Raw genomic sequence first — 26,293 nt, forward strand, 5'->3', positions numbered from 1 at the left:
CCCTCAGGTCCGGGACACGGCGCGCTCCGCGTCCCGGACGAAGGAGGGGACGAGCTCGACACCCCATCCCGGAGCGCTCGGCACCTCGACCCGGCCGTCGACGACCTCCAGCATCGGCTCGTACATCGGGACGAGCTCCCAGCCGCGGTTCTCGATGCCCCATTCCTGAGGCTGGTGACAGGCGGGCATGGCGGCGGCGAGATGCACGGTGAAGACGCGCAGCATCGAGTTGTTCGCGCAGTGCACCGTGCAGGGCACACCGGCGGCGCCGGCCATGACCGCCACCTGCCTGGCCCGGCCTACGCCGCCCACGTAACCGATGTCCGGCTGGACGATGTCGACGACACCCTCGTCGATCATCCGGCGGAACTGTCGGAGCACGTTGTCCTGCTCCCCGCCGGCGACCGGGATGTCGAGCGCCGCCGCGACCTGCGCCGTGTGCGCCAGATCGTCGTACGGGCACGGCTCCTCGAAGTGGAAGTAGCCCTGATCCTCCAGCATCCGCCCGACCTGGATCGCGCGGGCCGCGGTGAACCCGCCGTTGGCGTCCGCGCTGATGTCGATCCCGTCGCCCAGCACGGACCGGAGGTGCGGGATGATGCGCTCGGTACGCCCCGGGGCGACGTCCTCGTCGCCCCCGAGCGGAGCACCCACCCTGATCTTGACGGCACGGAACCCCTGTTCGGCCACGAGTCGCTGGAGCCGCTCGCCTTCGTCCTCGGGACTGATGTCGCGGCGCATGCTGGAGGCGTACACCGGCACGTCGGTGCGGTACGCGCCGCCGAGGAGCTTGTGCACCGGTTGCCCGGTCACCTTCCCGAGCAGGTCCCAGATCGCGGTGTCGACGCCGCACAGGGCCCGGTGCAGGAAGGTGCTCGGGAACTTGTAGTGCGTACGCAGTGTCTTGGCCACGAGGGCCTCGCCGTCCCAGGGGTCCTGGCCGAGGAAGTGCGGCGCGACCATCTCGTGCAGCACCTTCACGGTGATGCCAGGGCGGTACGGGGAGGTCTGCCCGATGCCCTCGGCGCCGTCGTCGGTGCGGATCCGCACGGCTGCCACCTCGCCCAGCAGCAGGGTTTCGACCGACTCGATCTTCACTGGCTCAGTCCGCCTTTCCAGGTGGTGCTGTGGATCACGACGTAGGGCTGATCGGCCAGGCCGGACCGGAATCCGGGCACCAAGACGGGAGCTTCGCCCGTGAGGTCGGCCTCGGCGAAGCACATGAGGGGGTAGGAAGTCGTGGTGAGGTCCGCGGGCAGCGTCGCGGTGAAGCCGTCCCCGTCGGGGCACATCCGGACCCGGCTCCAGTCCTCGGACTGGTCGAGACGGCGGTGGTGCAGGGTCACCCCGGAGATCCGGCCGAGCGCTTCGGGGCGGCCCGTGAGGGTGACGTGGAGCGGGGCGCCGCGTTCGAACCTCTCCGGCACGTCGAGGCGGACACCGTCGAGTGCCGGCCGGGTGGCGCGGTGGGCCACGGGCACGGGCTCGGCGCCGCCGGTGGCACGGTCGCGTTCGACACGCAGGGCGTGCAGGTCGTCGGCCATGGCGTCGAGGTTCTCCGACCAGTGGCCGCGTTCGGACAGGGCGTGGCCGAAGGTGAACTCGTCCCGGTACACGCCCGCGGCGACCGTCACGATGCCGGCGTACGCCTCATGGGCTCGTTCCAGCAGGTCCGCCGCCGCCGTGAGATGCTCGCGCACGCCGGTGCGGGACCACAGGGCGTAGGCCACCGCCGCCCGGAACTTTCCGGCGAAGAACCGGCCGAGCCGGATGAGGATCTCCGCGTCCACCAGCACCCGCCGCGCCTGCGGGCCGGCGGATGCCAGGTCCTGACGGACACGGTGCAGGACCGCTTCCCCGTCGCCGGTGAACTCCTCGAGCCAGGCGGCGACCTCCAACGGGGTGTACTTGCCGCACAACCGGCCGGCGACCGCGTCGTCCGCGTACTCCCCCACGCCGTAGAAGAGGATCGGGTCGAAGGAGGAGACGCCCTGCCAGTCGGTCGAGGTCGTGTCGAAGGCGTAGTGCCGTTCCCGCACCCATGGCGTGATCGGCAGGTCGGCGTACACCTCGGGCCAGTACGCGTTGTTGGCGGCGCTCGGTCCGTGAGTCACGGTGACCAGCGGCAGGATCCGGCTCAGCGGAGCGAGCAGGTCCTCGATCGCCTCCGCCAGTTCGCCGTGCTCCCGGCGCAGGAACCGGCGCCATGTCTCGGGCGGGCTGTCGGGGTCGTACAGCAGGCGGCCCCACAACAGGTAGGTGTAGCGGTACTTGTGCCAGTCGTCCCTGCCCAGGGCCAGTTCACCCGGCAGGTACGGGTCGCGTTCGCCGGGGCGGCCGGCCCCCTTGCGGCCCTTGAAGAACAGCGGTTCGCAGAACTCGACGCCGAGCGCGCCGCCGAGGGTGGCGCAGCGCCCATAGCCCGCGGCAAGCACGGGATCGCCCCACAGCAACAGCTTCTGGGTGCCCGGCCACACGCGGAAGATCACGTCCATCTCCCGGTCCTCGTCGAGGAAGTCCGCGTACCCGTAGCGGGTGAAGCGCCGCTCCCCCTCCGTGACGCCCATCAGCGCGGCGTGCGCCTCGCCCAACCGCGCCCGGGACACCGGCGTCCGCTCGAACGGCCGGACCGACGCCTGGTGGTACGGAAGCCCCATGTGCTCCGCCCAGTACTTCAGTGACGCCGTCGCCTTGATGTCCGGCTTGCGCGCCGCCGCCAGCAGCGCCGCGTCCAGCCCCTTCGCGTGCAGGTCGACCCGGATGGGACGGCCGGCGTCCGACACCACCTGGAACATCCCGTCCCAGAACTCCACGCGGCCCTGCTCCGGGATGCCGCCCTCGTAGTGCACCCGGAACGTGATCCCGTCGATCTCGGGGATCGCCGCCAGCAGTTCGCGCAGCGCCGCCGCGCAGTAGTCGGCGTGCGACTCGGGCCCGATGCCCAGGATCGGGTGGCTGTGCCGGGCGCCGAGGCCGTAGTCGTGGGCGTGGTTCCACAGACCCAGCTGGAACTCCATGCCCCGGCGCCGCGTTTCCCCGGCGATGAACGCCAGCGAGGCCGCGTTGCGCGCCCGTTCGGCCGCGTCGACCCCCTGGGCGCGGACCGTGAACCCGGGCACGTCCAGCAGGAAGGGATAGGGGAAGCACAGATAGTTGTCCGAGGCGTTGGCGTTGGTGGTCTCGGCGCCGTAGTTGTACTGCATCCCCAGCGCCAGGTGGAACCGGTTGAACCGCTGCGTGGCCAGGAAGTCCAGGTAGGAGGTCCAGAAGGCCCGGTCGTGGAACCAGGGCAGGTCCTCGTGCACGCTGGAGAAGGCCCGCTGGATACTGCGCACCGTGACCACGGGCCGGTGCTCCTCCTCCCCCGTGGCGATCGCATCCACCACGCGGGCGGCGGCGATCCGCTCGCCCAGCTCCGTCAACGCGTACGACAGCCCTCGCACATCGGACGCACTGACCCGCACCCGAAGAGCGTCGCCGTCGGCGGTTGTCCGTGTCCGGTAGGACTCCGCCGTACTGGGCGGCTCCGGAAATCCCTCCGGGCGGGTACCGGTTCCCGCCACGGACAGCCCCACCGACAGCGGCCGGCGCGAGCGGTCCGCCGTACGCGCCGCCGCCCGGACACGGCCGACGGCCCAGGCGACCGTGTCCTGTTCCAGCAGGCCGGCGGGCGCCTCGAAAGACACCCGGCCGGTGTCGTCAAAGGTGGTCACAGTGCCCTCTTCCTCCTCGGATTCGATGCGGACGCGACTACTTCAGACCGGTCGCGGCGATCCCCTGCACGAAATACCGCTGGGCCAGCAGATAGACGACGATCACCGGGATGATGGTCATGGCCGAGGCCGCCATCAGCAGGCTCGTGGTGGAGAAGTACTCGCCGGAGAACTGGGCGAGCGCCATGGGCAGCGTCTGGAGGTTGTTGGAGGTGATGAACACGAGCGGGCCGAACAGGTCGTTCCAGGACTCGATGAACGTGAACACCCCCGCCGCCGCCAAGGCGGGCTTGACCTGGGGGAGCATGATCCGCCAGTAGATTCCGAAAGCCCCGAGACCGTCCACCTCGGCCGCCTCCTCCAGTTCGCGGGGAACTCCCATGAAGGCCTGGCGCAGCAGGAACGTCGCGAACACCGGCGTCATCACCCGCGGTACCCACAGCGGCAGTTGGGTGTCGATCCAGCCGATCCGCTGGAACATGATGTACTGCGGGAGCAGCAGGACGATGTTCGGCACGATCGCCGTGGCCAGCACCAGGAAGAACGCGATGTTCCGGCCGGGGAAACGGAACCGGGCGAAGCCGTATCCGGCGAGTGAGGCCACCACCAGCACGCCCACCACGTTCACCAGGGCGAGTTGCACCGAGTTCCACATGAACGGGCGTATCGCGTCGAACGCCTCGGCGTAGTTGCTCCACCGGACGTCTTCGGGCACCAGGGACAGCGTGTGCGCGGCGATGTCGTTCTCGCTCTTGAGCGACGTGGCGACCATCCACAGCAGCGGCATCAGGAAGGTCGACGCCAGGACGAGCAGGAGAATCCAGCGGCCGCCGCGGGCCAGGATCCTTCCGGCGCGCACGTCCGCGGCTCGTGCGGTGGAGGACAGCGTGGGCGGGGCGGTACGTGGTGGTGCGGTCATCAGAGGTCTCCGTCGAGGGTTCAGTCGTTGTAGAACACCCAGCGCTTCTGCAACCGCATCTGCGCGAAGGTCACCAGGCCGATGAGTGCGAACAGGATCCAGGCCATCGCGGAGGCACTGCCGAGCTCACCGAAGGTGAACGCCTTCTGGTACAGGTAGTAGATGTAGACGCTGGTCGCCGTGCCGGGTCCTCCCTTGGTCATCACGAAGATCAGCGCGAAGACCTGGAAGGACGCGATGATCTGCGTGATCAGCACGTAGAACAGCTGCGGGGTGAGGAGGGGGATCGTGATGCGCAAGAAGCGGCGAGCCGGGCCGGCGCCGTCGATGCGTGCCGCCTCGTAGAGCGACTCGGGTATCGCCTGGAGTCCCGCGATGAGGATCACCATGGGGTAACCGATCGCGTGCCAGGCGGAGACCAGGATGACGGCCGGCAGCGCCCAGTCGACGTCGGTGAGCCACGAGGGGCCGGAGACACCGACGGTGTCGAGGGCTTTGTTCAGTACCCCGCTGGGTGTGAAGAACTGGTTCCAGATGAGCCCGATGGCGACGATGCTCGTGACATAGGGCGTGAAGAAGGCGGTCCGGAAGAACGCGTTCGAGAACCGCCCCTTGCCGTTGCACAGGACGGCGAGCAGGAGCGCCGACACCACGGTCAGGGGGATCACGCACACGGTGAAGACGGCGGTGTTCCTCAGTGTGATCCAGAACTGCGGGTCGCTGCGGAAGAGATGGACGTAGTTGTCGAAGCCGACGAACCGGGGGGTGGTGACGCCGTCCCAGGTGGTCAGGGACGCGACGACCGAGATGCCCAGCGGCACCAGCTGGAAGGCGATGATGCCGAGGACGAGCGGCCCGACGAACAGCCATCCTTTGAGCGCCTGCCGCCGCTTCGCTCGTGAGGGCCGGGACCGTACGACGGGCGCGGCGGCAGGGTCGTCCGGCTTCGACTTCTCGCCCGGGGTTACGGAGATGCTCATCGGACTGAGAGCCCCCCTCAGGCGTTGAGCTTCGACTCGACCTGGCCGCGGATGCCGCCGAGGGCCTTCGCGGCGGTCAGCTCGCCGGTGTAGACGCGTTCCATCTGGGGCCGGTAGAGCGACATGGCCGCGGAGGAGGCCCGCGTGAGGCTGGGGAGGCGGCTCTGCTCGGCGCCTTGGGCCAGGAGGCGCACACTCACCGGATACTTCCCTGGGCTCTTGATCCGCTGCGCCGCCTTGCGGTTCACCGGCACCGCCAGTCCGGCCTCCGCGACCAGCGTGCCCCCCTTCTCTCCGATCACGAACTCCAGATACTTCCACGCGTCCTCGGGGTGGCGGGCGGCCTCGGGGATGATGTACAGCACGCTGCTGCCCTGCTGGTACTGGTGCACCTTCGCCGGGACCGGTGCGATGTCCCACTCGAAGTCCAGCTGGTTCTCGGTGAAGAACCCGATGTTCCCCGAGACGCGCAGCATCATCCCGAGCCGGCCGGCCTGGAACAGCCGCCGGTCGGCGTCATCCGGCTTGATGTCGCCCCACGCGGGCTGTACGCGGTGCTGCAGCGTCAGGTCGGCGACCCACTGGATCGCCTCCGCGCCCTGAGGATCGGCGAGCGTGAACTTCCTGCCGTCCTCGGAGAAGGCGCCGGGGCCGCCGTTGTTGCGAGCCCACATCTCCTCGTAGCCGCTATCGGCGACGATGCTGCACCCGTACTGCCGGGTGCCCTCGGTGAGCGCCTTGGCGGTCCTGAGGAAGTCGTCCCAGGTCCATCCGTCGGGCGACCAGACGCTGGGCGGCAGCGGCACACCGGCTTTCCGGAACATCGTCTTGTTGTAGAAGATGCACCGCACCTGGCTGGCCACCACCAGCCCTCGCCGCCCCGACGGCAGCTTCGACGCCTCGAAGCCCGGGAGGAAGCCGGCCTCCTCGAGACCGGATTTCGCCAGGTACGGCGCCAGGTCCTGGCTCAGCCCCTTGTCCGATATCTCCGGCAGGAAGTCGTCGTTGAGGCGCATGATGTCCGGTGGGGCGCCACCGGCGAGCAGGGTCCGGAAGCGCGTCTGGTAGTCGTCGAAGGGGACTCCCGCCTGCGGCTCGACCTTGATCCCGCTCTGCTGGGTGAACGCCTTGACGACGGGCCCCATCAGGTAGTCGTGCAGTGCGTCGGTCCAGCCGTTCGTCGTGACGGCGCCGGGTCCACCGCCCGACGCGCTGTCCGTGCCCTTCGCGCAGGCCCCGAGCAGGGCACCGGACGCTGCCAGTCCTGAAGCCTTGAGGAAGGCCCTTCGATTCACGTGATGAGTACCGATGGTCATGGGTGGCTTCCTTCTTCCGTGCACAGCGGCGATGTCACCGCGTTGCCGCATGGCGTCTTCGCCCGCACATCCGGTGCGGCTCGGGTCGGGGGCGTTGGAGGGTGTCTCACGTGGTGAGGTCCGGACGTGCGGCATTCACGGCGGCCGGGGTGCCGCAACAGGTCCCTGGCGGTCCGCGGGCACGGATCGCCGCGCTGGACGGGTTCGGCTTCTCGGCTGCCGGTGGGCGAACCTGATCGCGGTGTGGGCGAGGCCGTTCGTGGCGTCGGCTGTGTGCGCGCTTGGTTCCGGGAGCGAAGGGCGGATGGCGGGCCAGCGGCGTTGTACGGTCCGGTACACGGGCGGGACCGCACGCCCGGATTCCAAGTCCGTCGTGTCCGTGCCCGCTCCGGCCGGACGCCGAGGGCCGGGCTGGATCACGGGGCCGGCTTCGCGGGCATGGTGGCCCGGACGATGCCGAGGTGGCTGTGCGCGCTGCCGTACGGCAGCGCCGCTGAACCGGCGACGTGCCGAGGACGATCCGCGGCTGCGGATGCGGTGCCGCCCCGTGACGGTCGGCACGGGGCGGCACCACGCTCCGGTGACGGCACCGGGCGGCGCCGCCGGGCTCAGGCGCGTTCCAGGACGATCAGGTAGATCGCGTTGGGCGCGAGATCGACGGTGGCGGTGTGGGTCCTGCCGGGCCTGACGATCTTCTTGTCGACCAGTTGGAGGCCGGCCTTGGCCGGGTCGGAGAAGTAGTTGCTGGTGTTCTGGTCGATCCGGTACATGAGCTGGCGGACGGGACGGTTCCTGAGCTCGGACGGCATCCGGGACATGTCGATGGTGGCCCGGTAGCTGCGGTCGCCCACGTGCTGCCAGTTCCAGACCATCAGCGACGCGCCAGACCGGTCCTTCGACGCCATCGCGTAGACGCCGTTGTCCCCTTCGAGCGCGCCCGATACACCGGCGGACACCCTGGTGTTCTTCATCCGGGACTGCATCAGCATCGCGTTGCCGTAGGGAGTGAAGGTGTCGTTGACCGGCCCGTTCGGGGTGCGAGTCACGAGCTGGTCCTTGCGCTCCTCGACCCGGTGCCGGACGCACCAGTTGAACATGTAGCTGTCCGGCTGGTTCGCGAAGTAGTAGGCGTAGGTGGCCATGCCGGCCGCCTGCCGGACGTAGTCCTTCTTGGGGTCGGTGTCGTCGTAGGCCGGACCGGGGTAGATGCCCGTCTCGGTGACGTAGCTCGGGATCCGCTGGTGGATGCGGCGTTCCTTCAGCCAGCCGAGCAGGGTCTCCCGCTGCGACGCCACCACTCTCAGGTCGCCCTTGTACATCGTCGGTTTCTTATACGTGTCGTCACCCCAGGTGAGGTACGCATGGTAGGCGAGGAAGTCCAGACGCTTGTGCGGATTCTCGTCGGCGGCGTAGTCGTCGAGGAAGGGCTTCATCCACTTCGGGTCCAGCCACGACAGCGCCGGCCCGCCGAGCTCGATGCGGTCCGCGCGCCTGAGGCCCTTGTTGACCTTGTTGACCGCCTCGTAGTACGGCTCGTAGAAGCGGTACAGGTCACCCGGCTGCAGTGTCGTCTTGTCCGGCGGGATTCCCTGCCTGCGCTGCTGGCCGTAGAACTGCCAGTCCGGCTCGTTGAAGGCCTCCACGTACTTGACGCGCGGGTACTTCGTCTTCACGCTCCGCACGATCAGTTCGAGCATCGGCTCCAGGTCCTTCATGGGCCGCTTGCCCTCGACGAAGTCCGTCGGGTTGAGGTTGATCATCACCGAATCGGACACCGTGCTCGCCTCGGTGAGGTAGGCATCCAGTTTGGACAGGTCGCACCGCTGAGTCTTCAGGTCGCACAGGTTGAACACGTCCAGGCTGTCCGCCGCGTTCGGGCTGCTGAGCCAGATGCGGTAGACGTCGCCGTGCAGGCCCTGCTTGTTCAGGAACTTCGCGTCGCCGGCGCGCTGCTCGGGCCACGCTGTCACGTTGCCGAAGTTGTTCAGCCGTTCCGGGCGCGGCAGTTGGCCCTCGCGGGAGCCGAAGTCGACCGAGACCGCAGCCGGAGAGGGCGAGGCGGAGGGTTCGGCCGCCTGAGCCGCGACGGACTGAACGGACGTCACGGCCAGCAGCGAGGCGGCCGCTCCGGCCAGCAATCCTCGCCGGGTGGGAAGTCTCGTACTCGTGTACATAAGGGAGAACCTCGCTTCCATGAAGCAATGGCGGCCGCTTGTCGCGGGTGGGTGTGGGGGATTGCCGACGGCGAGGTTCAGCATAGGGATCATCTCCCGAGCTGAGAACCCTCGTCGCAATTTTGGAGAACGCTATTCTTATCCGGCGGGGAAGTGGCAGGCACTCGGGTGCGCGCCGGTTCCCAACTCCGGCCTCTCGGTGGCGCAGATGTCACGCGCTTTGGGGCACCGGGTGCGGTAGGGGCAGCCCACCGTCCCCGCAGGGCCGGAGGCCTCGCCCGCGACGGCTCCGGGGAGGACGTCGTCGAGGTCCACGGCCGTGGCACGGCCGGGCGAGGCGCTCAGCAGCGCCTGGGTGTAAGGGTGTGCCGGGTGTCCGTACAGCTCCTCGGCCGTCCCGGTCTCCACCACCCGCCCCATGTACATCACGGCCACCCGGTCGGCGACGAGACGGACCAGGTTCAGGTCGTGCGAGATGAAGATGTAGGCCAGCCCGAGTTCCGCGTGCAGCTTCATCAGGACGTGGACGACCTGCGCCTGGATGGACACGTCGAGGGCCGACACCGGCTCGTCCAGCACCAGCAGTTCCGGTCGCAGCGCGAGCGCCCGCGCGATGGCGACCCGCTGCCGCTCACCGCCGGAGAGGCGGCTGGGGTAGAGGGACGCGTACGCTTCGGGCAGTCCCACCTGCCGCAGCAACGCGGCGACCCGGTCCTCCTGTTGTGCCTTCGGTACCACGTCCTTGTGCACCCGCCAGGCCTCGCGCACGACGTCGCCGACGGTACGCCGCGGATGCAGGGAGGCGTACGGGTCCTGGAAGACCATCTGGATGTTGCGGCGCTCCTCGCGCATCTCCCTGCCGGAGAGCGCCAGCAGGTCGCAGCCCTTGTAGTACACCGAGCCGCCGGTCGGCTCGACGAGGCGCATCAGCGCCCGGGCCAGGGTGGACTTGCCCGAGCCGGACTCGCCGACCACCGCGAGGCACTCCCCCGCGCGGACGTCGAAGGTGACGCCGTCCACCGCGCGCAGGACCTTACGGTTCCGGGGCGGCCCGGTGACGAAGTGCCGGTGCAGGTTCTCGACGCGCAGCAGGGGCGGGGCAGCCCCGTCCGCCGCACCCTCGGGCCGTGTGTCGTGCTCAGTGCGCGGCATCGAGGACCTCCTCGGCGTGGTGGCAGCGGCTCAGCCGGTCCGCGGAGAGGGCGCGCAGGTCCGGTTCCTCGGTGGTGCACCGGTCGGTGGCGATCGGGCACCGGGGGTGGAAGGCGCAGCCCGGCACGATGCCGGCCTTGTCCGGTGGGCTGCCGGCGATCGGGCGCAGATCGCTCCAGCTGCGGGCGGTGTCGGGCTGCGACGCGAGCAGCGCCCGGGTGTAGGGGTGTGCCGGGCGCCGGTAGATGTCGTCGATGCCGCCCCGCTCGACGATCCTGCCCGCGTACATCACGGCCACCTCGGAGGCCACCAGCCGCGCGACGGCGAGGTCGTGCGTCACGAAGATCAGGGCCATCCGCGTCTCCCGCTGCAGTTGCCGGACGAGCCGCAGAATCCCGGCCTGGACGGTGACGTCGAGTGCCGTGGTCGGCTCGTCCGCGATGAGCAGCCGAGGGCGGAGGGCGATGGCGAGCGCGATGCACATGCGCTGCCGCATGCCGCCGGAAAACTGGTGAGGGTAGTCCTTCAGGCGTTCCTCGGCCGCCGGGATGCCGACCTGCCGCATCAGCGCCACTGCGCGTTCCCGGGCGACCCGCCGGTCCAGACCCTGGCGTACCCGCAGCAGTTCGGTGACCTGCGAGCCGACGGAGTAGACGGGGTTGAGGCTGTCGAACGAGTCCTGGAACACCATCGAGACGCCCGGGCCGCGGACGGTGTTCAGCCGCGCCTCGTCCCACCCGACGATGTTCTCGCCCTCGAACTCGATGGCGCCGCGCACCCGGCCGGGCGGGTCGATCAGGCCGAGCAGCGCCTTCCCGGTGACGCTCTTGCCGGAGCCGCTCTCGCCGAGGATCGCCAGGCTCTGACCGGCCTGGAGGGTGAAGCTGACACCCCGCACCGCTGAGACCCTGCCGCGGTCGGTCGCGAAATCGACGGCGAGGTCGCGGACGGCCAGCAGCGGCGCGGTTCCGGAGGCCGCCGCGTCCACCACTCTGTCGCTGCCCGGGGCGGGCTGCGACCGGTCCCTCAGCGGGCTCACCGGGACACCTCTTCGTCACGCAGGGACTTGCGGGAGACGAAGAGGGCGCTCTGCCCCGGATCGTCGACCGCTCGCAGCCAGTTCGACAGGATGTTGGCGGCCAGGGCGATGACCACGACCAGCAAGCCGGGGAAGAACGTGACGAACCAGGCCTCGCTCAGGTATTCGCGCCCGGAGGCGACCATGATGCCGAGGTCGACATCGGGGCGCTGGAGACCGACGCCGAGAAAACTGAGGCCGGCGGCCTGGAGTATCACGTTCGCCACTTCGAGCATCGCGACGGTCAGGACGGTCGGGGCCACCATCGGCCGGATGTCGCGCAGCATGATCCTCCACGGTCTGCTGCCGAGTGCCTTCGACGCCTCGACGAAGACCCGCTCCCGGATCTCCAGGGCCTGCGCCCTGGCGACCCGCATGTAGATCGGGAGGCGGGTGAGAGCCAGGACGACGATCAGGTTCGTGATGCTCGGGGAGAGCACGTAGAGGATCACCAGCGCGAGCAGCAGCGAGGGCAGGGTGTGGATGATGTCGCTGAGACGCATGATCAGCGCGTCCACCCAGCCGCCGGTGTAGCCGCTGATCAGCCCGATCGCCGAGCCGACGAGCGCGGACAGGCCGACCGAGAGGGCCGCGATGAGCAGCGACGTCTTCGTGGCGACGACCAGCTGGAGCAGCATCGGCCGCCCCAGGGTGTCACCGCCGAGCACGAAGGCGAACCCGTCCGACAGCTGGAACGGGGGCGAGAGCCGCTGGGTGAGGTCCTGGCGCTGCGCGGCGTCCGCGATGAACGCCGGTGCGATGAGCGACACCAGCATGATGGCGACGAGCACGATCGCCGCGGTCAGCGGCAACGGCGAGCGCAGCAGCAGCCGTGTGCGGCGCCGGCGCCCGGAACCGCGCCTGCCGGGATCGACGGGCGGCGCGGTGGTCGCGCCGGCCACCAACTCTTGGGCCATGTTCATCCACCCTGTTCCTACGACACTCGGACTCGGGGGTCGGCCACCGCGTAGGTGAGGTCGACCAGAACGTTGAGCAGGACGATCCCCAGCCCGATCACGAAGACACCGGCCTGGATGACGGCGAAGTCCCGGTTGAGGACCGCGTCCACCATCACGGTGCCGATGCCGGGCCAGGCGAAGACGGTGCCCACGATGACCGCGCCGTTGACCAGGCCGGCCGCGCGGTCGCCCGCGACGCTGATGATCGGCAGCGCCGCGTTGCGCAACGCGTGCCGGTAGACGAGGCGCCGGTGGGCGAGGCCGCGGGCCCGCGCGCTCTGTACGTAGCCGGAGCCGAGCGCCTCGATCATCGCGCCGCGGACGACCTGGGTGAGGACTCCGACGGGCGCCAGCATCAGCGTCGCGACGGGCAGGATCCACGAAGACAGGTCGGACTGCCCGGAGGTGGGCACGACGCCGAGGTGGACGGCGAGGAACAGCACCCCGACCAAGGCGAACCAGAAGTCGGGGATGCTGGCGCACGCCAGTGAGCCGAACGTGATGAGCTTGTCGACCGGCCCGAAGCGCCGTGCGGCGGCGAGACAGCCGAGCACGGCGGCCACTGCGATCGACAGGGTCATCGCGACGACCGCGAGGAGCAGCGTCTGGGGGAACACCGAGGTGACGGCGGTGAGGGCCGGCCGTTGCTGCCAGATGGACGTGCCGAAGTCGAGATGGGCCACGTCGCCGACGAAGCGGATGAACTGCTGCCACAGCGGGTCGTTGAAGCCGTGGGTCCTGTTGAAATTGTCGGCCATCTCCTGGCTGGCGCCCTGCGGCAGGTACAGGTGGGCCGGACTGCCGGTGAGCCGGCCCAGGAAGAACACCACCACGACGACGCCGACCAGTGCGATGACGCTCGACACCAGGCGTCGCGACAGGAAAATCAGCACGGGTTGCCTTTCTTCTCGGCGCGGGTGAGGACCGAGGGGGCGCTCAGCGCCCGAGCTTCACCTGGGCGGCCGGGAGCTCGATACCGGTCAGTCCGTTCGGCTTGTAGTCCACGCCCTTGCTGAGCAGGAGCAGGCTGAACTGCTCGGCGATCGGCACGATCGCCCCGTTGCGCTCGTACGCCCAGCGCGCGGCCCGCTGGTAGAGCTGGGCCCGCTTGCCGCCCGCCGCCACATCGGCCTGCCGTAGCAGGGAGTCCAGGCGGGCGTCGCGGATGGTCGACACCGTGCCGCTGCTGGAGAGGTACTTCGGGAACGAGAAGCTCGCGTCGGCGAAGGCGTTGTCGTGCGAGACCGCCATCATCGACACCGGCTGGCCGCTGCTGTTCGTCGCGTGGATCTTGTCCTTGTAGGCGTTGTCGTCCAACTCGGTCAGCTTGATGTCGAGTCCGACGTCCTTCAGGTTCTGAATGATGGCCTGGAGCACGTCACTGGAGCCCGGGAACAGTGTGTTGCGGCTGATCAGCTCGATCCGCCGTCCGGTGTCGACGCCGGCGCTCTTCGCCTGGCCGATCAGCGCCTTGGCCTTGGCCGGGTCGTGCGCCGGGCCCTTGTAGCCGGTGACGTAGCCGTTGACCGTCGGCGCCACCATCTGGTCCGTGGGCTTGCCCGTCCTGCCCATCAGCGCGGTGACGATGTTCTTCTTGTCGATGGCGTACCCGATCGCCTGACGGACCCTCAGGTCGTTCAGCGGTGGCTTGTCGGTGTCCAGTCGCAGGAAGAAGACCCGGGACTGGGTGTAGGAGCGGGTGCGCTCGTCCTCCGTGGCGTCCTGGAGGGCGATCGGCACCGCGATGTCCGCCTCGCCCGTCTTGGCGGTGGCGGCCCGGACGGAGGCCTCGCTCCGGAACACGTACCTGACCTCGCGCGCCTGCGGCTTGCTTCCCCAGTAGCCGTCGAACCGCTTGAACCGCATGTCCGTGCCCGGGGTGCGGCGGACGAAGGTGTACGGGCCGGTGCCGACCGGGTGCGAGGTCTTGGCCGTCATCGACGTCTTGGGCGAGACCATGTCTACCCAGCCGATGCGCAGGGGCAGGATGGGGTCGGGGCCCTTGGTGACCACCCTCAGGGTGGTCGTGTCCACCGCGGTGGCCGTGAAGGGGTCGGGGATGTTCCCCAGGTTGAGGCAGCCGAGGTCGGGCTGCATGGTGCGCTTGATGTTGAACGCCGCCGCTTTCGCGTCGAAGGCCGTGCCGTCCTGGAACTTCACGCCCGGGCGCAGCTTGAACGTCCAGGTCGTGGGGTTCTCCTGCCGCCAGGACAGGGCGAGCAGCGGGACGACCTTGCCGGTGCCGGGGTCGACGTCGGTGAGCGACTCGGTGACGTTCCTGCGGAGGGTGCCGACGCCGTCGGCGGCCTGGCTGTCGCACGGATCGAGCGACGTCGGATCGGTGGGTATCGCGATGGTGAGCGTCTGCGCGCTCCCGCCCGTCCGGCCGGCCTGGGCGTCACCGCCGGGAGAGCACGCGGCGGCCAGCAGAACCGCGATTCCACCGGCCGCGACGGCGAGGGGCCGTCGTCTTGTGGAGAGCATCCTCATTCACTCCTCGTTCTAGAGCGATGACGCTGAAGCGGCCTTCCCGCACGGTCTTCTGACGGTGCCGGTGATCGAAGTCGAGGGGGCGCGGGCACAGGAGACGGGGGACTCACCGTGCGACGTACGGCACCTGATGGCAGGAAATTGGTCCGACCGCATGGCCAACAGCCGCAGCGTATGAGAAGCTCATTTCCGCGTCAAGAGAAGGCGCATGCCGCTACTCTCATCGCGACATCGGAGTATCCGGGTCCCCCATGAGAGGGCGACGCACCTGTTGACAACGCCGAAGAAGCGCTCCTACCGTCCACCAATTGGATGGGTGGTCCAACCAGTTGGCAGAACCACCCATTGCCCCGGTGCGCTGGACAGCCGCCCGGACCGTCCCGACTCCCCTTCCCGTGCAGCCGTGCCGACGGCTGCCCCAACACGCCACGGGAATCAGCGCGCCCCCTCGCAGTGGACCGGCCTCCGGTCAGAAAGGTCGTGAAACGAACATGAACACGGTCGGTGTCATCGGACTCGGGGTCATGGGTGCTCCCATGGCGGCGAACCTGGTCAAGGCCGGGTACGACGTCATCGGGTACAACCGCTCCCCCGGCCCGGTCGAGCGCCTGGTAGCAGCCGGCGGACGGGCGGCCACCGGCGTCCCGGACGTCGCCGCGCGGGCCGACGCGGTCCTCACCGTCCTGCCGGACTCGCCCGATGTGGAAGAGGTCGCGCTCGGTGCGGACGGCGTCCTGCGGCACGCCCGCGACGGCCTGCTGCTGGTCGACTTCAGCACGATCCGGCCGGAGACCTCCCGGGCCGTCGCCGAGGCGGCGCGCAAGGCCGGGGCCCGTCCACTCGACGCACCGGTCAGCGGGGGCGAACGAGGAGCGATCGAAGGCGCACTGTCGATCATGGTCGGGGGCCGGAAGGAGGACTTCGCCGCGGCCAAGCCCCTGTTCGACGCCGTGGGCCGGACGGTGGTCCACGTGGGCGGCGACGGCGCGGGGCAGACCGTCAAAGCAGCCAACCAGATGATCGTCGGCGGTGTCATCGCCGTCGTCTCGGAGGCGCTCATCCTGCTGGAGGCCAGTGGTGTGCCCACGGGTTCGGCCCTCACGGTTCTCAAGGGAGGCCTGGCCGGCAACCAGGTCATGAACGTGAAGGGCGACAGCATGCTGGCCCGCTCCTTCGAGCCGGGCTTCCGCATCGACCTGCACCACAAGGACCTCGGCATCGCCCTCGCCGTCGCACGCGCGACCGGTGTCACCACGCCGCTGACCGGGATCGTCGCGCAGCTGCTGACCGCGGCCCGCGCCCGGGGGCTGGGGTCCCTGGACCACAGCGCGCTCCTGCTGCTCGTGGAGGAACTCGCCGGCCGCGCGCCGGCGCGTGAGGGCCGCGCATAGCACCGCACGGCCGGCGAGCCGGGAGAGGAGACCGAACCATGGCGCGTGAACGGGAGATCAGGAGGGTGCTGGCGACGGTGCCCTACAGCGAGGCCGAACTCGACCGGCTGCGCGCGGCGTTCGCACCGGCACGGCTCGATGTGGCATCCGCCGGGGACGACACCGCCATCGCTGAGATTCTCGAACACGTCGACGTCGCCGTCATCCAGGGCGACCTGGACCACCGCTACGTGGCGGCACCGAACCTGCGGTGGGTCCACTGCGACCATGCCGGGCTGACGCGTTCGGCGGTGCCGGAGGTGTTCGAGAAGGGGCTGATCGTGACCGGGTCGGCCGGGCGCTCGGCCGCGGCGCTCGCCCAGCACGTGTTCTTCTTCGCGCTGTCGCTCACCTTCGACGCCTACGGCCTGCACGACCAGCACCGCCGGCACGTCTGGCGCGGGCTGGAGAACTACGACGCGCGGCTGAGTCTGTGGGGCAGGACGATGGGGATCATCGGCCTCGGTCACACCGGCGTCGAGGTCGCGAAACTCGCCAGGGCGTTCGGCATGCGGGTGCTTGCCTACCGGCGACGAGACGCGCCCGCCCCCGACACCGTGGACCGGCAGTACTGCGCCGAGCGCGGCGACACGGTGGAGCCGCTGCTGCGGGACAGCGACATGGTCGTGATCGCGGCGCACCTCAGCGACGAGACGTACCACCTCATCGGGGGGCCCGAGTTGAAGCTGATGAAGCCGACGGCCTGTCTGATCAACATCGCGCGCGGGGCGATCGTCGACGAAGCGGCGCTCGTGGCGGCACTGGAAGCCGGGGTCATCGCGGGCGCTGCGTCCGACGTGTTCGAGACCGAACCGCTGCCGCCGGACGCACCGGTCTGGGACACGCCCAACATGATCATCACCCCTCACATGACACCGCGGCTGCCCGACCGGACGCAGCGCTCCCTCGACATCATCACCGAGAACGTCCGTCGCTACCGCGCCGGCGAACCCCTGCTGAACGCGCTCGAACCCCACCACGTGTTCAGCCGCCCGACCTCGGCCGGGCCCGCCGCGTGAGTGGACACGACGCCGTCACCGACCGATTGGGATGAGGGTCATGACCTACTGGTGGCAGGAACGTCCGATGCGTCTCGTGCAGACCAACCTGCGGGAGACCGACGTCACGATCGACCCCGAGCGGTACGTCGAGTCGCTGCGGGAGTTCTCCGCGAACGTGGTCCTGTTCAACGCCGGCGGCATCGTCGCCAACTATCCCACCGAACTGCCCTTCCACTACCGCAACCCCCTGCTGCGGGGCGACTTCCTGGGCGAGGTGCTGGAACGCGCGCACGCCGCCGGCATCCGGCTCATCGCCAGATTCGACTTCAGCAAGGTCAACGAGGTCATCGCGGCCGACCGGCCTGACTGGCACTACAAGAGCGTCGCGGGTGACTCGGTCAGCTACAACGGACAGGTCCACACCTGCCTGAACGGGCAGTACCAGCAGGAGCACTCGCTGGAGATCCTCGCGGAGGTGGCCTCGCGCTACCCCATCGACGGCGTGTTCATCAACATGCACGGGTACCAGGTCCGCGACTACAGCCGCACGTACCACGGCATCTGCCAGTGCGACAACTGCGCGCGGCGCTTCGGGGAGGCGCGGTTGCCCCGCTCCGAGGACGATCCGCTGTACCCCTCCTACGAGGACTTCAAGACCCGCACGGTGGCCGAACTGTTCGAGCGCCGGGCCGCCACGGTGAAGGCCGTCCGGCCGTCCATCGCCACCTGCAACTACACCTCGGCGGGGACGGACATCTTCCGGCTGGAGTCCGGAACGCACATGGTCGACGGCCTGCCGGACTTCACCTACTCGGCCAGTCACCACGTCCGGCTGGTCAGCGACAGCTGGCCGGGCATGGCGGTGAGCAACGCCGCTGTCCACTTCGTCGACTTCCCCATGCGGCACTCCGCGGTGTCGCCGCACCTGACGGCACTGCGGCTCGCCCAGGACACCGTGCACGGAGGCTGGCTGGACTTCTACGTCATGGGCGCCCTGGACGCGCAGGAGGACCGGCGATGCTTCGGCCCGGTCCGCGACCTGTACGCGTTCCACGCCGCGCACGAGCGGTACTACACCGGCACCACGTCGCTAGCGGACGTGTGTCTGGTCCAGCCGAAGGACCCCGGCCCGGAGTTCTTCGGGCTGTTCCGGATCCTGGCCGAGCACCACGTGCAGTTCGACGTGCTCCGCGAGGACGTGGTGGACCGGGAACGGCTGCGGCGCTACGCCGCCGTCGTCCTGCCCGACCCCCGGCTGAGCATCGACACGGACCGCCCCGTCCTCACCACCGGGACCATCGGCGCCGGGCAGCTGCAGGGCGCGTACTTCGCCATCCGGCCGGACGACAAGAAGGCGCTGTCCGGCCTGGACGACCTGGATCTGGTGTACCTCTACGGCGCGTTCGAGCCCTACGAAGGGGAGGGCGAGCCCTTCCTGGCGTACATCCCGCCGCACATGTTCGGTCCCCCGGAGAAGTGCTACTACACCGAAATCTCCGACACCCCCGGGCTGGTGCGTACGCCGTCCGGCGACGTGGTGATCCCCTGGAACATCGGCACCCACTACGAGCAGTACGCGAACGACGGCCACGCGCGCCTTGTGATGGCTGCCTTGCGCGACCTGCTCGGCCTGAAGCCCCGGCTCACCACCGATGCGCCCGCCGTCGTCGAGGTGGTGGCGCGCGACAACCCCGGCGCCGGGGCCCTCCTCGTCAGTTTCGTCAACCTCACCGGTCAGTCGGGCACCGCTTTCCACGCCCCCGTGCCGGTCCGCGACATCGGCGTCCGCCTCGCCACCGACCGCACCCCACTGCGCGCACACGCCCTGCGCGCCGGTGCCGACGTCCCTCTGTCCCACCGCGACGGCACCGTCTCGCTGACCCTGCCGGAGCTGTCCCTCCTCGAAACAGTCGTCATCGACTACCGGGAGTAGCCGTGGATGCCTGCGTGATCCGCGACTTCGTCGCCGTCCTCGGCAGGGACAACGTCCTCACCGAGCCGACCGAACTACGGACCTACGAGTGCGACGGGCTGACGGGCTACCGCGTGGTTCCCGCGCTGGTCGCACTGCCCGGCTCGGCGGCCGAGGTGGCCGCCACTGTGAAGGTCTGTGCCCGCCACGGCATCCCCTTCGTGGCGCGCGGCGCCGGCACGGGTCTGTCCGGCGGAGCCCTGCCGGTCGCCGACGGTGTGGTCATCTGCTTGCAGCGGCTGCGCCGGGTGCTCGAGGTCGACCCGATGAACCGGCGGGCCGTCGTCGAGCCCGGCGTCACCAACCGTGAGATCAGCCGGGCGGCGGCGCCGTACGGCCTGTACTACGCGCCGGATCCGTCCAGCCAGCAGGTGTGCACGATCGGCGGGAACGTGGCCGAGAACTCCGGCGGCGCACACTGCCTCAAGTACGGCTTCACCGTCCACCACGTCCTCGCCGCCGACGTGGTGCTCGCCGACGGCACGGTGACGACGCTGGGCGGGGACTCGCCGCAGCAGCCGGGCTACGACCTGCTCGGCGCGTTCATCGGCTCCGAGGGCACCCTCGGTGTGGTCACCCGGGTCGTGGTCCGGCTGTTGCCGAAGCCCGCGACCGTCTCGACGGTGGTGGCGGACTTCGCCACCGTGGCCGCGGCGGGCGACACCGTCACCTCCGTCATCGCCGCCGGGATCGTCCCGGCCGCCGTCGAGATGCTGGACAACCTCACCATCCAGGCGGTCGAGGCGGCCGTCGCCGCGGGCTACACCGCCGACGCCGCGGCGGCACTCGTCATCGAACTGGACGGCCCGGACGACGAGGTCACCGAACAGTTCGGCCAGGTGCTCGAACTGTGCCGGCGGCACGGCAGCACCAACCTGCGCGTGGCGGGCGATCCGGCCGAGCGGGAGCTGATCTGGCGGGGCCGCAAGGCGGCGTTCGCCGCGGCGGGACGGCTCAGCCCGGACTACATCGTCCAGGACGGGGTGGTTCCGCGCGGGAGGCTGGGCGAGGTGCTGGTGCGGATCGCGGGGATGGCCGACGCGGCGGGCCTGCGGGTGGCGAACGTGTTCCACGCGGGCGACGGCAACCTGCACCCCCTGGTGCTGTACAACCGTGCGGCAGGCGAGCTGGAGCGGGCCGAGCGCCTGTCCACGGCGATCGCGGAACTCTGTGTGGAGCTGGGCGGCTCCCTGTCCGGGGAGCACGGCATCGGCACCGACAAGGCGTGTTCCATGCCCGCGATGTTCACCCAGGACGACCTGGACACGATGCAGCGCCTGCGGGCCGCGTTCGACCCCGAGGGCCTGTGCAATCCGGGGAAGATCTTCCCGACCCCGCGCCTGTGCGGTGAGCGCCCCGGCCCCTACCGGCCGCATCCGCTGGAGGTCGCGGGGGTGATCGACCGATGGTGACACGCCTGCGCCCGGAATCACTCGCCGAGTTGAGGGACGCGGTCCGCGACGGCCCGTCCCGCCTGCTGATCACCGGTGCGGGTACGGCGGCCGGTTGGGGCGGCACGCCGGCCCCGCACGACGCCGTCCTGGACGTCACCGGGCTGAACGCCGTCCTGGCCTACCAGCCCTCCGACCTGACCGTCACGGTCCAGGCCGGCCTGCCGCTCGCCGCGTTGCAGGACGTCCTCGCCAAGAAGGGGCAGCAGGTGGCGCTCGACGCCGGCCGGATCGCGCGCGGGGCGACGGTCGGCGGGCTGCTCGCCACCGCCGACGGCGGCCCGGCCCGACACACCTACGGCACGCTGCGCGACTGCGTCATCGGGGTCACCACCGTACTGGCCGACGGTACCGTCGCACGCTCGGGCGGGCGGGTCATCAAGAACGTCGCCGGGTACGACCTGGCCAAGCTGTTTCACGGTTCGCTGGGCACGCTCGGCGTCATTGCCGAAGTGACCCTGCGGCTGCACCCGTTGGCCGAGGCGTCGTGCACCGTCGCCGCCGCGTGCACACCGGAGCGGAGCCTGGAACTCGCCCACCGGATGATGCGGGACGCCCTGGAGCCGGTGGCACTGGAATGGTACGACGGCCGCCTGCTGGCCCGCTTCGACGGCACCGCCTCGGGCGTGACCCGGCGGGCCCGAGCCACGGGATTCGAGGAGGCCGACCCCTCGGTCTGGCAGGAGGTGGCAGACGTGTCGCTGGGCGGACCCGGCGACACGGTGTTCCGGATCGGCACCCTGCCCGGACTGTGGCCCTGGGTCGCCGCGCGGGTGCGAGCGCGGACCGCATCTCCGCCGGTCCTCAGCAGCAGTCTCGGGGCGGGGGTGCACACGGTACGCCTGGGGAACACCACCGCTTCCTCCTTCGACCGGCTGCGCGAGGACATCGCCGGCCGAGGGGGCGGCACGGTCGTCCTGCGACGTGGGATCGAGGTGCCGGCGTGGGGCCCGCCGCCGGCTTCCGTGGCCGTGATGCGGGCCGTCAAGCAGCGGTTCGACCCGTCGGACCGATTCGGCGCCGGAAGGTTCACCCCATGGTTCTGAACTCGTTCGACGAGACCGATCCGCCCCGCAGGGAGCTGCTGGACGACTGCGTCCACTGCGGCTTCTGCCTGCCCAGCTGCCCCACGTACCTGCTGGACGGGAAGGAGATGGACTCACCCCGTGGCCGCATCCACCTGATGGACCTGGCCGACCGGGGCGAAGTGCCGCTCGACGCCACGTTCGCCCGGCACATCGACCGATGCCTCGGCTGCATGGCCTGTGTCACCGCGTGCCCGTCCGGAGTGCAGTACGACCGGCTCCTGGAGGCGACCCGGCCGCAGCTCGAACGCAACGTCCCACGCGCTCCCTCGGACGCCCTGTTCCGCCGGCTGGTCTTCAGCCTGTTCCCCTACCCGAACCGCCTGCGCGCCGCCACCGTGCTCGGACTCCTCTACCAGCGCACCGGTCTGCAGCGCCTCCTGCGCCGGCTTCTGCCTCCCCGGCTCCGCGCGCTCGACGCCCTGCTGCCACCCGTGCGCCTGCGCGCCCTGTTCTCCCGCACCCCGGCCTTCGTGCCCGCACGCACCGAGCGCCGGCTGCGGGTCGCGTTGCTGGCCGGGTGCGCCCAGCGGGTCTACTTCGGCCATGTCAACGCCGCCACCGCGCGGGTGCTGTCCGCCGAGGGCTGTGACGTCGTCGTCCCGCCCCGCCAGCCGTGCTGCGGCGCCCTCAGCATGCACGCAGGCCTGGACTCCGACGCGGCACGGCGGGCCCGCGCCACCGTCGACGCCCTCGGCGATCTGGACGTGGACGCGGTCGTCGTGAACGTCGCCGGGTGCGGGTCCTCGCTCAAGGAGTACGGCGAGCTGCTGCGCGACGATCCCGCCTACGCCGAGCGGGCCGAGGCGTTCTCTGCGAAGGTCCGTGACGTCCACGAACTGCTCGCGTCGCTTCCCCCGGTGGCGCCGCGCAGTCCGCTGCCGATCCGCGTGGCGTATCACGACGCCTGCCACCTGGCCAACGCACAGCGCGTCACGGCCGAGCCAAGGCAACTCCTCGCCACGATCCCGGAGCTGACGCTGGTGGACGTGGCGGAGCCGGAGATCTGCTGCGGCTCGGCCGGCGTCTACAACCTGGTGCAGCCCGAGCCGGCCGAACGGCTGGGCCGGCGCAAGGCCGACAACCTCCTCGCCGGCCGACCCGATGTGATCGCCACGGGCAACGCGGGCTGCCTCCTCCAGATCCGCCGCCACGCGGGAGACGCCGGCCCGCCCGTCGTCCACCCGATCGAGCTCCTCGACGCCGCCCTTCGCGGCGATACGTCGACCCTGCCCACCCCGACGCCTGACAGCCCCACGTGACGCGCGGCGGCGCAGGGGCCGCGACGAGGTCTCCTGCGTCATTCGCTGCGTCGCAGGAAGCACCGACTTCGCGGGGGCAGTTCCCGGGCACGCCCCTCCGAATGAGCAGGATTCGTCAGGCGTTGCCGTGGGCGATGAGGTGCGCGCACCGTCGGCGCGAGGAGACGAACCTCCCTTCGGAGGGCGCAAGCGTTGCCGAGCCGGCCCGCCGGCTGGGCGTCAGCTCTCCGACCGCGCCCCAGTGGTTCCACGAACCGGCCGGAGCCGGAACCCGCTGTCGCCGAACGCAGCGGCGCCACCGTCTGCGGCGAGTCGGCGTCGGATCCGCTGATGGCGCTGGCCCTGACCGGGATGGGCGTCACGAGCCTCTCGATGTCCGCTCCGGCACTGCCCGCCGTACGCCACGCCCTCCGTCACCACAGCCTCGCGCGGTGCGAGTCGATCGCCGAAGCGGTGCTCTCCGCGCAAAGTGCCGATGAGGCCAGAATGGCCGCGCGCGACCTCACCGATGCGGAAGTGGTGACAAGGCTGGGGCTCTGAAATTCCCTGTGAGCGCAGGGTGCTACCGGTCGTTCGTTAAATCCGGTTCTCTATGTGGTCGAGCAGCAGGCGATCCGGCAGGCCGTACTGGATCACTGTCCTTGTGACCTGGGGCTGGCGGGGCAGCTGTGGACGCGGGCCGGAGTGGGGAACTGATCGCGAAGCTGCACCGGGTGCGGCTGACCGAGCAGGGGGTGGGCAAGTATCTGCGCCTGTGGGGCTGTCCTTCCAGCGCCCGGACAAGCGGGCCGTCGAGCAGGACGCGGAAGCGGTCCGCGTCTGGCGGGAGGAGACCTGGCCGGCGATCCGGGCCAGGGCAAAGGTCGAGGGGCGCAGAGGTGCTCTTCGCCGACCAGGCCGGCATCCGCTCCGACCAGGTCACCGGCCGCACCTGGGGCGCCAAGGGGTGCACGCCGGTCGTCCGCCGCACGGGCAACCGGTTCTGGTCAACGCGATGTCCGCGATCAGCACCAAGGGCCGCATGCACTTCATGGTGTTCACCGAGACCTTTGACGCCGACGTCATGTGCCGCTTCCTGGACCGGCTCGTAGGCCACTTCGACCGCAAGGTGCACCTCGTCGTGGACGGCCACTCCGCGCACCGCTCCCGCAAGGTCCGCGCCTGGCTGGCCGATCACCCGGACCGCATCGAACTGCATTTCCTGCCGTCGTACTCGCCGGAGCTGAACCCCGACGAGCTGGTCAACGCCGACCTCAAACGGAGCCTGCCCATGCACAGCCGGGCCCGTGACCAGGCCCAACTCGCCGCCGAGGCCCGCCGGTTCTTCCACCGCCGCCAGCGTCAGCCACACATCGTCCGCGGCTACTTCGGCGGACCCCAGGTCCGGTACACCCTCGAATGGAACCCTTTGAGTTTCGGATCAATAGTAGCCAGTGGCCTGGGAGGCGTCCTTTCCGCAGGCCACTGGCGCATCGGGCGGCCCAAAACACCTGATCCCACGCCGGGACACTGCGATCCCGGTCAACCCAGTGGACCAGGCCGCCGCCATGACATCACCATCCCGCGCTGTCCCGCCTACCCGGAATCAAGATCCGGACCATCCGCGGGCCAACACTCCTCCGGTCGCGAACCCGACTGCCGTTTCGCCTGGTCAGGCCGCCATGCAGGGTGCACCACCAGCAGACGAAGAACCTGCTGGGGGCTGCGCAAGCGGATGAGCGTAACCGCTGGGCGCCACGAAACTCTCGGCGACGCTACTTGACCGGGCTACGCATCAGATCGCCTGACCAGCGGCGCAGCACGCCTGACCCCCATCAGAACGAGCGTCAAATGAGCGTCACGAGCGTCATTTCAGCGTCAAGATATCGCCCGTAACGCCCACACCGCACATAATGCGCACGCACAAAACCCCAGGTCAAGCGCCCTTAGCGGCCGGTTCAAGGATCGCAACACACTCCACATGATGAGTCATCGGAAACAAATCAAACGCCCGCAACATCCGCACCCGATACCCCCCGTCCCGGAAATACCCCAAATCCCGCGCCAACGCCGCCGGATCGCACGCCACATAAGCGATCCGCCGAGCCCCAAGTGACGCGAGATGCGCGACCGTGCCCCGCCCCGCCCCCGCCCTCGGCGGGTCCAGCACGATGAGGTCCACCTCGGTGATCCCCGTCCGCGGCAGGACCGACTCGACCTTGCCTTGCTCGATGCGGACCCGCTCGAAGTCGGCGAGGTTGTGCCGCGCGTCCTCCACCGCCCGCTTGCCGGACTCGATGCCGAGGACCGCGCCCTTGTCGCCGAGGCGGTCGGCGAGGGCGCCCGCGAAGAGGCCGACGCCGCAGTACAGGTCGAGGGCCATCTCGCCCTTGCGGGGCAGCAGGCCCTGCATGACCGCGGTCACCAGGGTGTCGGCCGCCTTCGGGTGGACCTGCCAGAAGCCGCCGCTGCCGACCCGGTGGGTGCGGCCGTCCGCGCGTTCGCGGACGAAGGGGCGGCCGTGGACGCGGTGCGTACCGCCGTCCTTCTCGCCGACCCGCATCACCGACACCGGGCGGTCGAGCTCCACGATCGGCAGTCGTGCACCCGGCCGCGGCGTCAGGATCACCTGGCGGTCCTGCGAACCCGTCGCCGCGATCGCCTCCACCGACGCCATGCCGGTCCAGTCGCGCTTCTCGATCCCCAGCTCGCTGACACCCTCGGCGGCGATCATGCAGTGATCGATCGGCTCCACCTCGTGCGAGCGGTGCCGGCGCAGTCCGGCGTGGCCGTCGGCGTCGACGGCGTACTGCACGCGCGTCCGCCACTGCGGCACCTGTCCCGCGGGCAGCTTGTCGCCCTCGGCCGGCATCACCGTGCCGTCCCAGCCGACGTCCTCCGGCGTCAGTCCCGCGAGCCGCTGCAGCTGTTCGGCGATGACCTCGCCCTTCAGCCGGCGCTGCGCCCCCGGCTTGGCGTGCTGCCAGTCGCAGCCGCCGCAGCGTCCGGGGCCGGCGAAGGGGCAGGGCGCCTCGATGCGGTCCTTGGAGGCCGACAGGACCTCGACCGCGTCCGCGCGCAGGAAACGGTCGCCCTCCTCGCCCTCCGTCACCCGCACCACGACCCGCTCGCCGGGCAGCGTGTGCCGGACGAACAGCACCTGGCCCTCGGACGTCCGGGCGATGCAGTGGCCGCCATGGGCGACGGGGCCGATCTCGACCTCGTACTCCTCCCCCACCAGCGACTTCTTCTGTTCTGCCTGCATGGTGGGGTGACTCCAGATCGAGAGGCGGGACGGCGCGGCCCTCGACGGCGCTCTTCAGCGGCCCGGG

General features: G+C 70.0%; 20 protein-coding genes. 8 read left to right on the forward strand and 12 right to left on the reverse strand.

What is annotated here, in order from left to right; all coding sequences use genetic code 11:
- Positions 1–3 precede the first annotated feature (3 nt).
- The 11 genes from ADK36_RS34015 to ADK36_RS34065 all read right to left on the reverse strand — a co-directional run bounded on the left by ADK36_RS34015 (position 4) and on the right by ADK36_RS34065 (position 14,775).
- Positions 4–1,098, reverse strand: coding sequence for a mandelate racemase/muconate lactonizing enzyme family protein (locus ADK36_RS34015; protein WP_048580219.1), 1,095 nt, complete (start codon positions 1,096–1,098; stop codon positions 4–6).
- Positions 1,095–3,713 (reverse strand): hypothetical protein, encoded by a 2,619-nt coding sequence (locus tag ADK36_RS34020; protein WP_053200219.1) that lies wholly within the window; start codon positions 3,711–3,713, stop codon positions 1,095–1,097. The genes ADK36_RS34015 and ADK36_RS34020 overlap by 4 nt, the downstream gene beginning before the upstream one ends.
- A gap of 37 nt (positions 3,714–3,750) precedes the next feature.
- On the reverse strand, positions 3,751–4,632 hold the full coding sequence (locus tag ADK36_RS34025) for a carbohydrate ABC transporter permease (RefSeq protein WP_048580221.1): 882 nt from the start codon (positions 4,630–4,632) through the stop codon (positions 3,751–3,753).
- A gap of 20 nt (positions 4,633–4,652) precedes the next feature.
- Positions 4,653–5,612 (reverse strand): carbohydrate ABC transporter permease, encoded by a 960-nt coding sequence (locus ADK36_RS34030; RefSeq protein WP_053200221.1) that lies wholly within the window; start codon positions 5,610–5,612, stop codon positions 4,653–4,655.
- A 17-nt stretch (positions 5,613–5,629) separates the two neighbouring features.
- On the reverse strand, positions 5,630–6,928 hold the full coding sequence (locus ADK36_RS34035) for an ABC transporter substrate-binding protein (protein WP_053200223.1): 1,299 nt from the start codon (positions 6,926–6,928) through the stop codon (positions 5,630–5,632).
- 608 nt (positions 6,929–7,536) lie between these two features.
- Positions 7,537–9,102, reverse strand: a complete 1,566-nt coding sequence (locus ADK36_RS34040) for a hypothetical protein (protein ID WP_159029107.1) — start codon at positions 9,100–9,102, stop codon at positions 7,537–7,539.
- A 138-nt stretch (positions 9,103–9,240) separates the two neighbouring features.
- The gene (locus ADK36_RS34045) at positions 9,241–10,254 is read right to left on the reverse strand and encodes an ABC transporter ATP-binding protein (protein WP_053200225.1); all 1,014 of its coding nucleotides are present in this window, start codon (positions 10,252–10,254) and stop codon (positions 9,241–9,243) included.
- Positions 10,241–11,245, reverse strand: coding sequence for an ABC transporter ATP-binding protein (locus tag ADK36_RS34050; RefSeq protein WP_053200227.1), 1,005 nt, complete (start codon positions 11,243–11,245; stop codon positions 10,241–10,243). The genes ADK36_RS34045 and ADK36_RS34050 overlap by 14 nt, the downstream gene beginning before the upstream one ends.
- A gap of 44 nt (positions 11,246–11,289) precedes the next feature.
- A complete protein-coding gene (locus ADK36_RS34055) occupies positions 11,290–12,255 on the reverse strand; it encodes an ABC transporter permease (RefSeq protein ID WP_053084650.1) in 966 nt (321 codons plus the stop codon).
- 11 nt (positions 12,256–12,266) lie between these two features.
- The gene (locus ADK36_RS34060; RefSeq protein WP_048580226.1) at positions 12,267–13,184 is read right to left on the reverse strand and encodes an ABC transporter permease; all 918 of its coding nucleotides are present in this window, start codon (positions 13,182–13,184) and stop codon (positions 12,267–12,269) included.
- Positions 13,185–13,227: 43 nt separating this feature from the next.
- On the reverse strand, positions 13,228–14,775 hold the full coding sequence (locus ADK36_RS34065) for an ABC transporter substrate-binding protein (RefSeq protein WP_053200229.1): 1,548 nt from the start codon (positions 14,773–14,775) through the stop codon (positions 13,228–13,230).
- Between the two features lie 440 nt (positions 14,776–15,215).
- Between ADK36_RS34065 and ADK36_RS34070 the strand changes: the two genes are divergently transcribed.
- From ADK36_RS34070 to ADK36_RS46995, 8 genes are all read left to right on the forward strand, one after another.
- Positions 15,216–16,172, forward strand: coding sequence for a 2-hydroxy-3-oxopropionate reductase (locus ADK36_RS34070; RefSeq protein ID WP_267887435.1), 957 nt, complete (start codon positions 15,216–15,218; stop codon positions 16,170–16,172).
- A 38-nt stretch (positions 16,173–16,210) separates the two neighbouring features.
- Complete coding sequence (locus ADK36_RS34075) at positions 16,211–17,230, forward strand: D-2-hydroxyacid dehydrogenase (protein WP_053200232.1); 1,020 nt, start codon at positions 16,211–16,213, stop codon at positions 17,228–17,230.
- A 67-nt stretch (positions 17,231–17,297) separates the two neighbouring features.
- Positions 17,298–19,145 carry a hypothetical protein gene (locus tag ADK36_RS34080; RefSeq protein WP_159391227.1) on the forward strand — a complete coding sequence of 616 codons (1,848 nt, stop codon included), beginning with the start codon at positions 17,298–17,300 and terminating at the stop codon, positions 19,143–19,145.
- A gap of 14 nt (positions 19,146–19,159) precedes the next feature.
- On the forward strand, positions 19,160–20,596 hold the full coding sequence (locus tag ADK36_RS48320; protein WP_199830303.1) for an FAD-linked oxidase C-terminal domain-containing protein: 1,437 nt from the start codon (positions 19,160–19,162) through the stop codon (positions 20,594–20,596).
- Positions 20,590–21,681 carry an FAD-binding oxidoreductase gene (locus ADK36_RS34090; protein WP_048580232.1) on the forward strand — a complete coding sequence of 364 codons (1,092 nt, stop codon included), beginning with the start codon at positions 20,590–20,592 and terminating at the stop codon, positions 21,679–21,681. The genes ADK36_RS48320 and ADK36_RS34090 overlap by 7 nt, the downstream gene beginning before the upstream one ends.
- Positions 21,672–22,982: a (Fe-S)-binding protein gene (locus ADK36_RS34095; protein ID WP_048580233.1), complete on the forward strand. Its 1,311-nt coding sequence runs from the start codon at positions 21,672–21,674 to the stop codon at positions 22,980–22,982. Before ADK36_RS34090 ends, ADK36_RS34095 begins: the two co-directional genes overlap by 10 nt.
- Positions 22,983–23,174: 192 nt before the next feature.
- The gene (locus ADK36_RS51070) at positions 23,175–23,522 is read left to right on the forward strand and encodes a putative PEP-binding protein (RefSeq protein ID WP_107083636.1); all 348 of its coding nucleotides are present in this window, start codon (positions 23,175–23,177) and stop codon (positions 23,520–23,522) included.
- Between the two features lie 52 nt (positions 23,523–23,574).
- Entirely contained in the window at positions 23,575–24,744 is a 1,170-nt protein-coding gene (locus tag ADK36_RS46995; protein WP_234329977.1) for an IS630 family transposase, read from the forward strand.
- Between the two features lie 153 nt (positions 24,745–24,897).
- Here the strand turns inward: ADK36_RS46995 and ADK36_RS34105 are convergent, their stop codons facing one another.
- Positions 24,898–26,226, reverse strand: coding sequence for a class I SAM-dependent RNA methyltransferase (locus ADK36_RS34105; protein ID WP_053200237.1), 1,329 nt, complete (start codon positions 26,224–26,226; stop codon positions 24,898–24,900).
- Between the last annotated feature and the right edge of the window lie 67 nt (positions 26,227–26,293).

The sequence above is a fragment of the Streptomyces viridochromogenes genome (assembly GCF_001270495.1).
Taxonomy (GTDB): domain Bacteria; phylum Actinomycetota; class Actinomycetes; order Streptomycetales; family Streptomycetaceae; genus Streptomyces; species Streptomyces viridochromogenes_A.

What these genes read in the sequence shown, in the direction of transcription:
- ADK36_RS34025 (WP_048580221.1), bottom strand. Translation starts at nt 4,632, where the DNA reads ATGACCGCACCACCACGTACCGCCCCGCCCACGCTGTCCTCCACCGCA.
- ADK36_RS34030 (WP_053200221.1), bottom strand. Translation starts at nt 5,612, where the DNA reads ATGAGCATCTCCGTAACCCCGGGCGAGAAGTCGAAGCCGGACGACCCT.
- ADK36_RS34035 (WP_053200223.1), bottom strand. Translation starts at nt 6,928, where the DNA reads ATGACCATCGGTACTCATCACGTGAATCGAAGGGCCTTCCTCAAGGCT.
- ADK36_RS34040 (WP_159029107.1), bottom strand. Translation starts at nt 9,102, where the DNA reads ATGTACACGAGTACGAGACTTCCCACCCGGCGAGGATTGCTGGCCGGA.
- ADK36_RS34045 (WP_053200225.1), bottom strand. Translation starts at nt 10,254, where the DNA reads ATGCCGCGCACTGAGCACGACACACGGCCCGAGGGTGCGGCGGACGGG.
- ADK36_RS34055 (WP_053084650.1), bottom strand. Translation starts at nt 12,255, where the DNA reads ATGAACATGGCCCAAGAGTTGGTGGCCGGCGCGACCACCGCGCCGCCC.
- ADK36_RS34065 (WP_053200229.1), bottom strand. Translation starts at nt 14,775, where the DNA reads ATGCTCTCCACAAGACGACGGCCCCTCGCCGTCGCGGCCGGTGGAATC.
- ADK36_RS34075 (WP_053200232.1), top strand. Translation starts at nt 16,211, where the DNA reads ATGGCGCGTGAACGGGAGATCAGGAGGGTGCTGGCGACGGTGCCCTAC.
- ADK36_RS34080 (WP_159391227.1), top strand. Translation starts at nt 17,298, where the DNA reads ATGCGTCTCGTGCAGACCAACCTGCGGGAGACCGACGTCACGATCGAC.
- ADK36_RS34090 (WP_048580232.1), top strand. Translation starts at nt 20,590, where the DNA reads ATGGTGACACGCCTGCGCCCGGAATCACTCGCCGAGTTGAGGGACGCG.
- ADK36_RS34095 (WP_048580233.1), top strand. Translation starts at nt 21,672, where the DNA reads ATGGTTCTGAACTCGTTCGACGAGACCGATCCGCCCCGCAGGGAGCTG.
- ADK36_RS46995 (WP_234329977.1), top strand. Translation starts at nt 23,575, where the DNA reads ATGTGGTCGAGCAGCAGGCGATCCGGCAGGCCGTACTGGATCACTGTC.
- ADK36_RS34105 (WP_053200237.1), bottom strand. Translation starts at nt 26,226, where the DNA reads ATGCAGGCAGAACAGAAGAAGTCGCTGGTGGGGGAGGAGTACGAGGTC.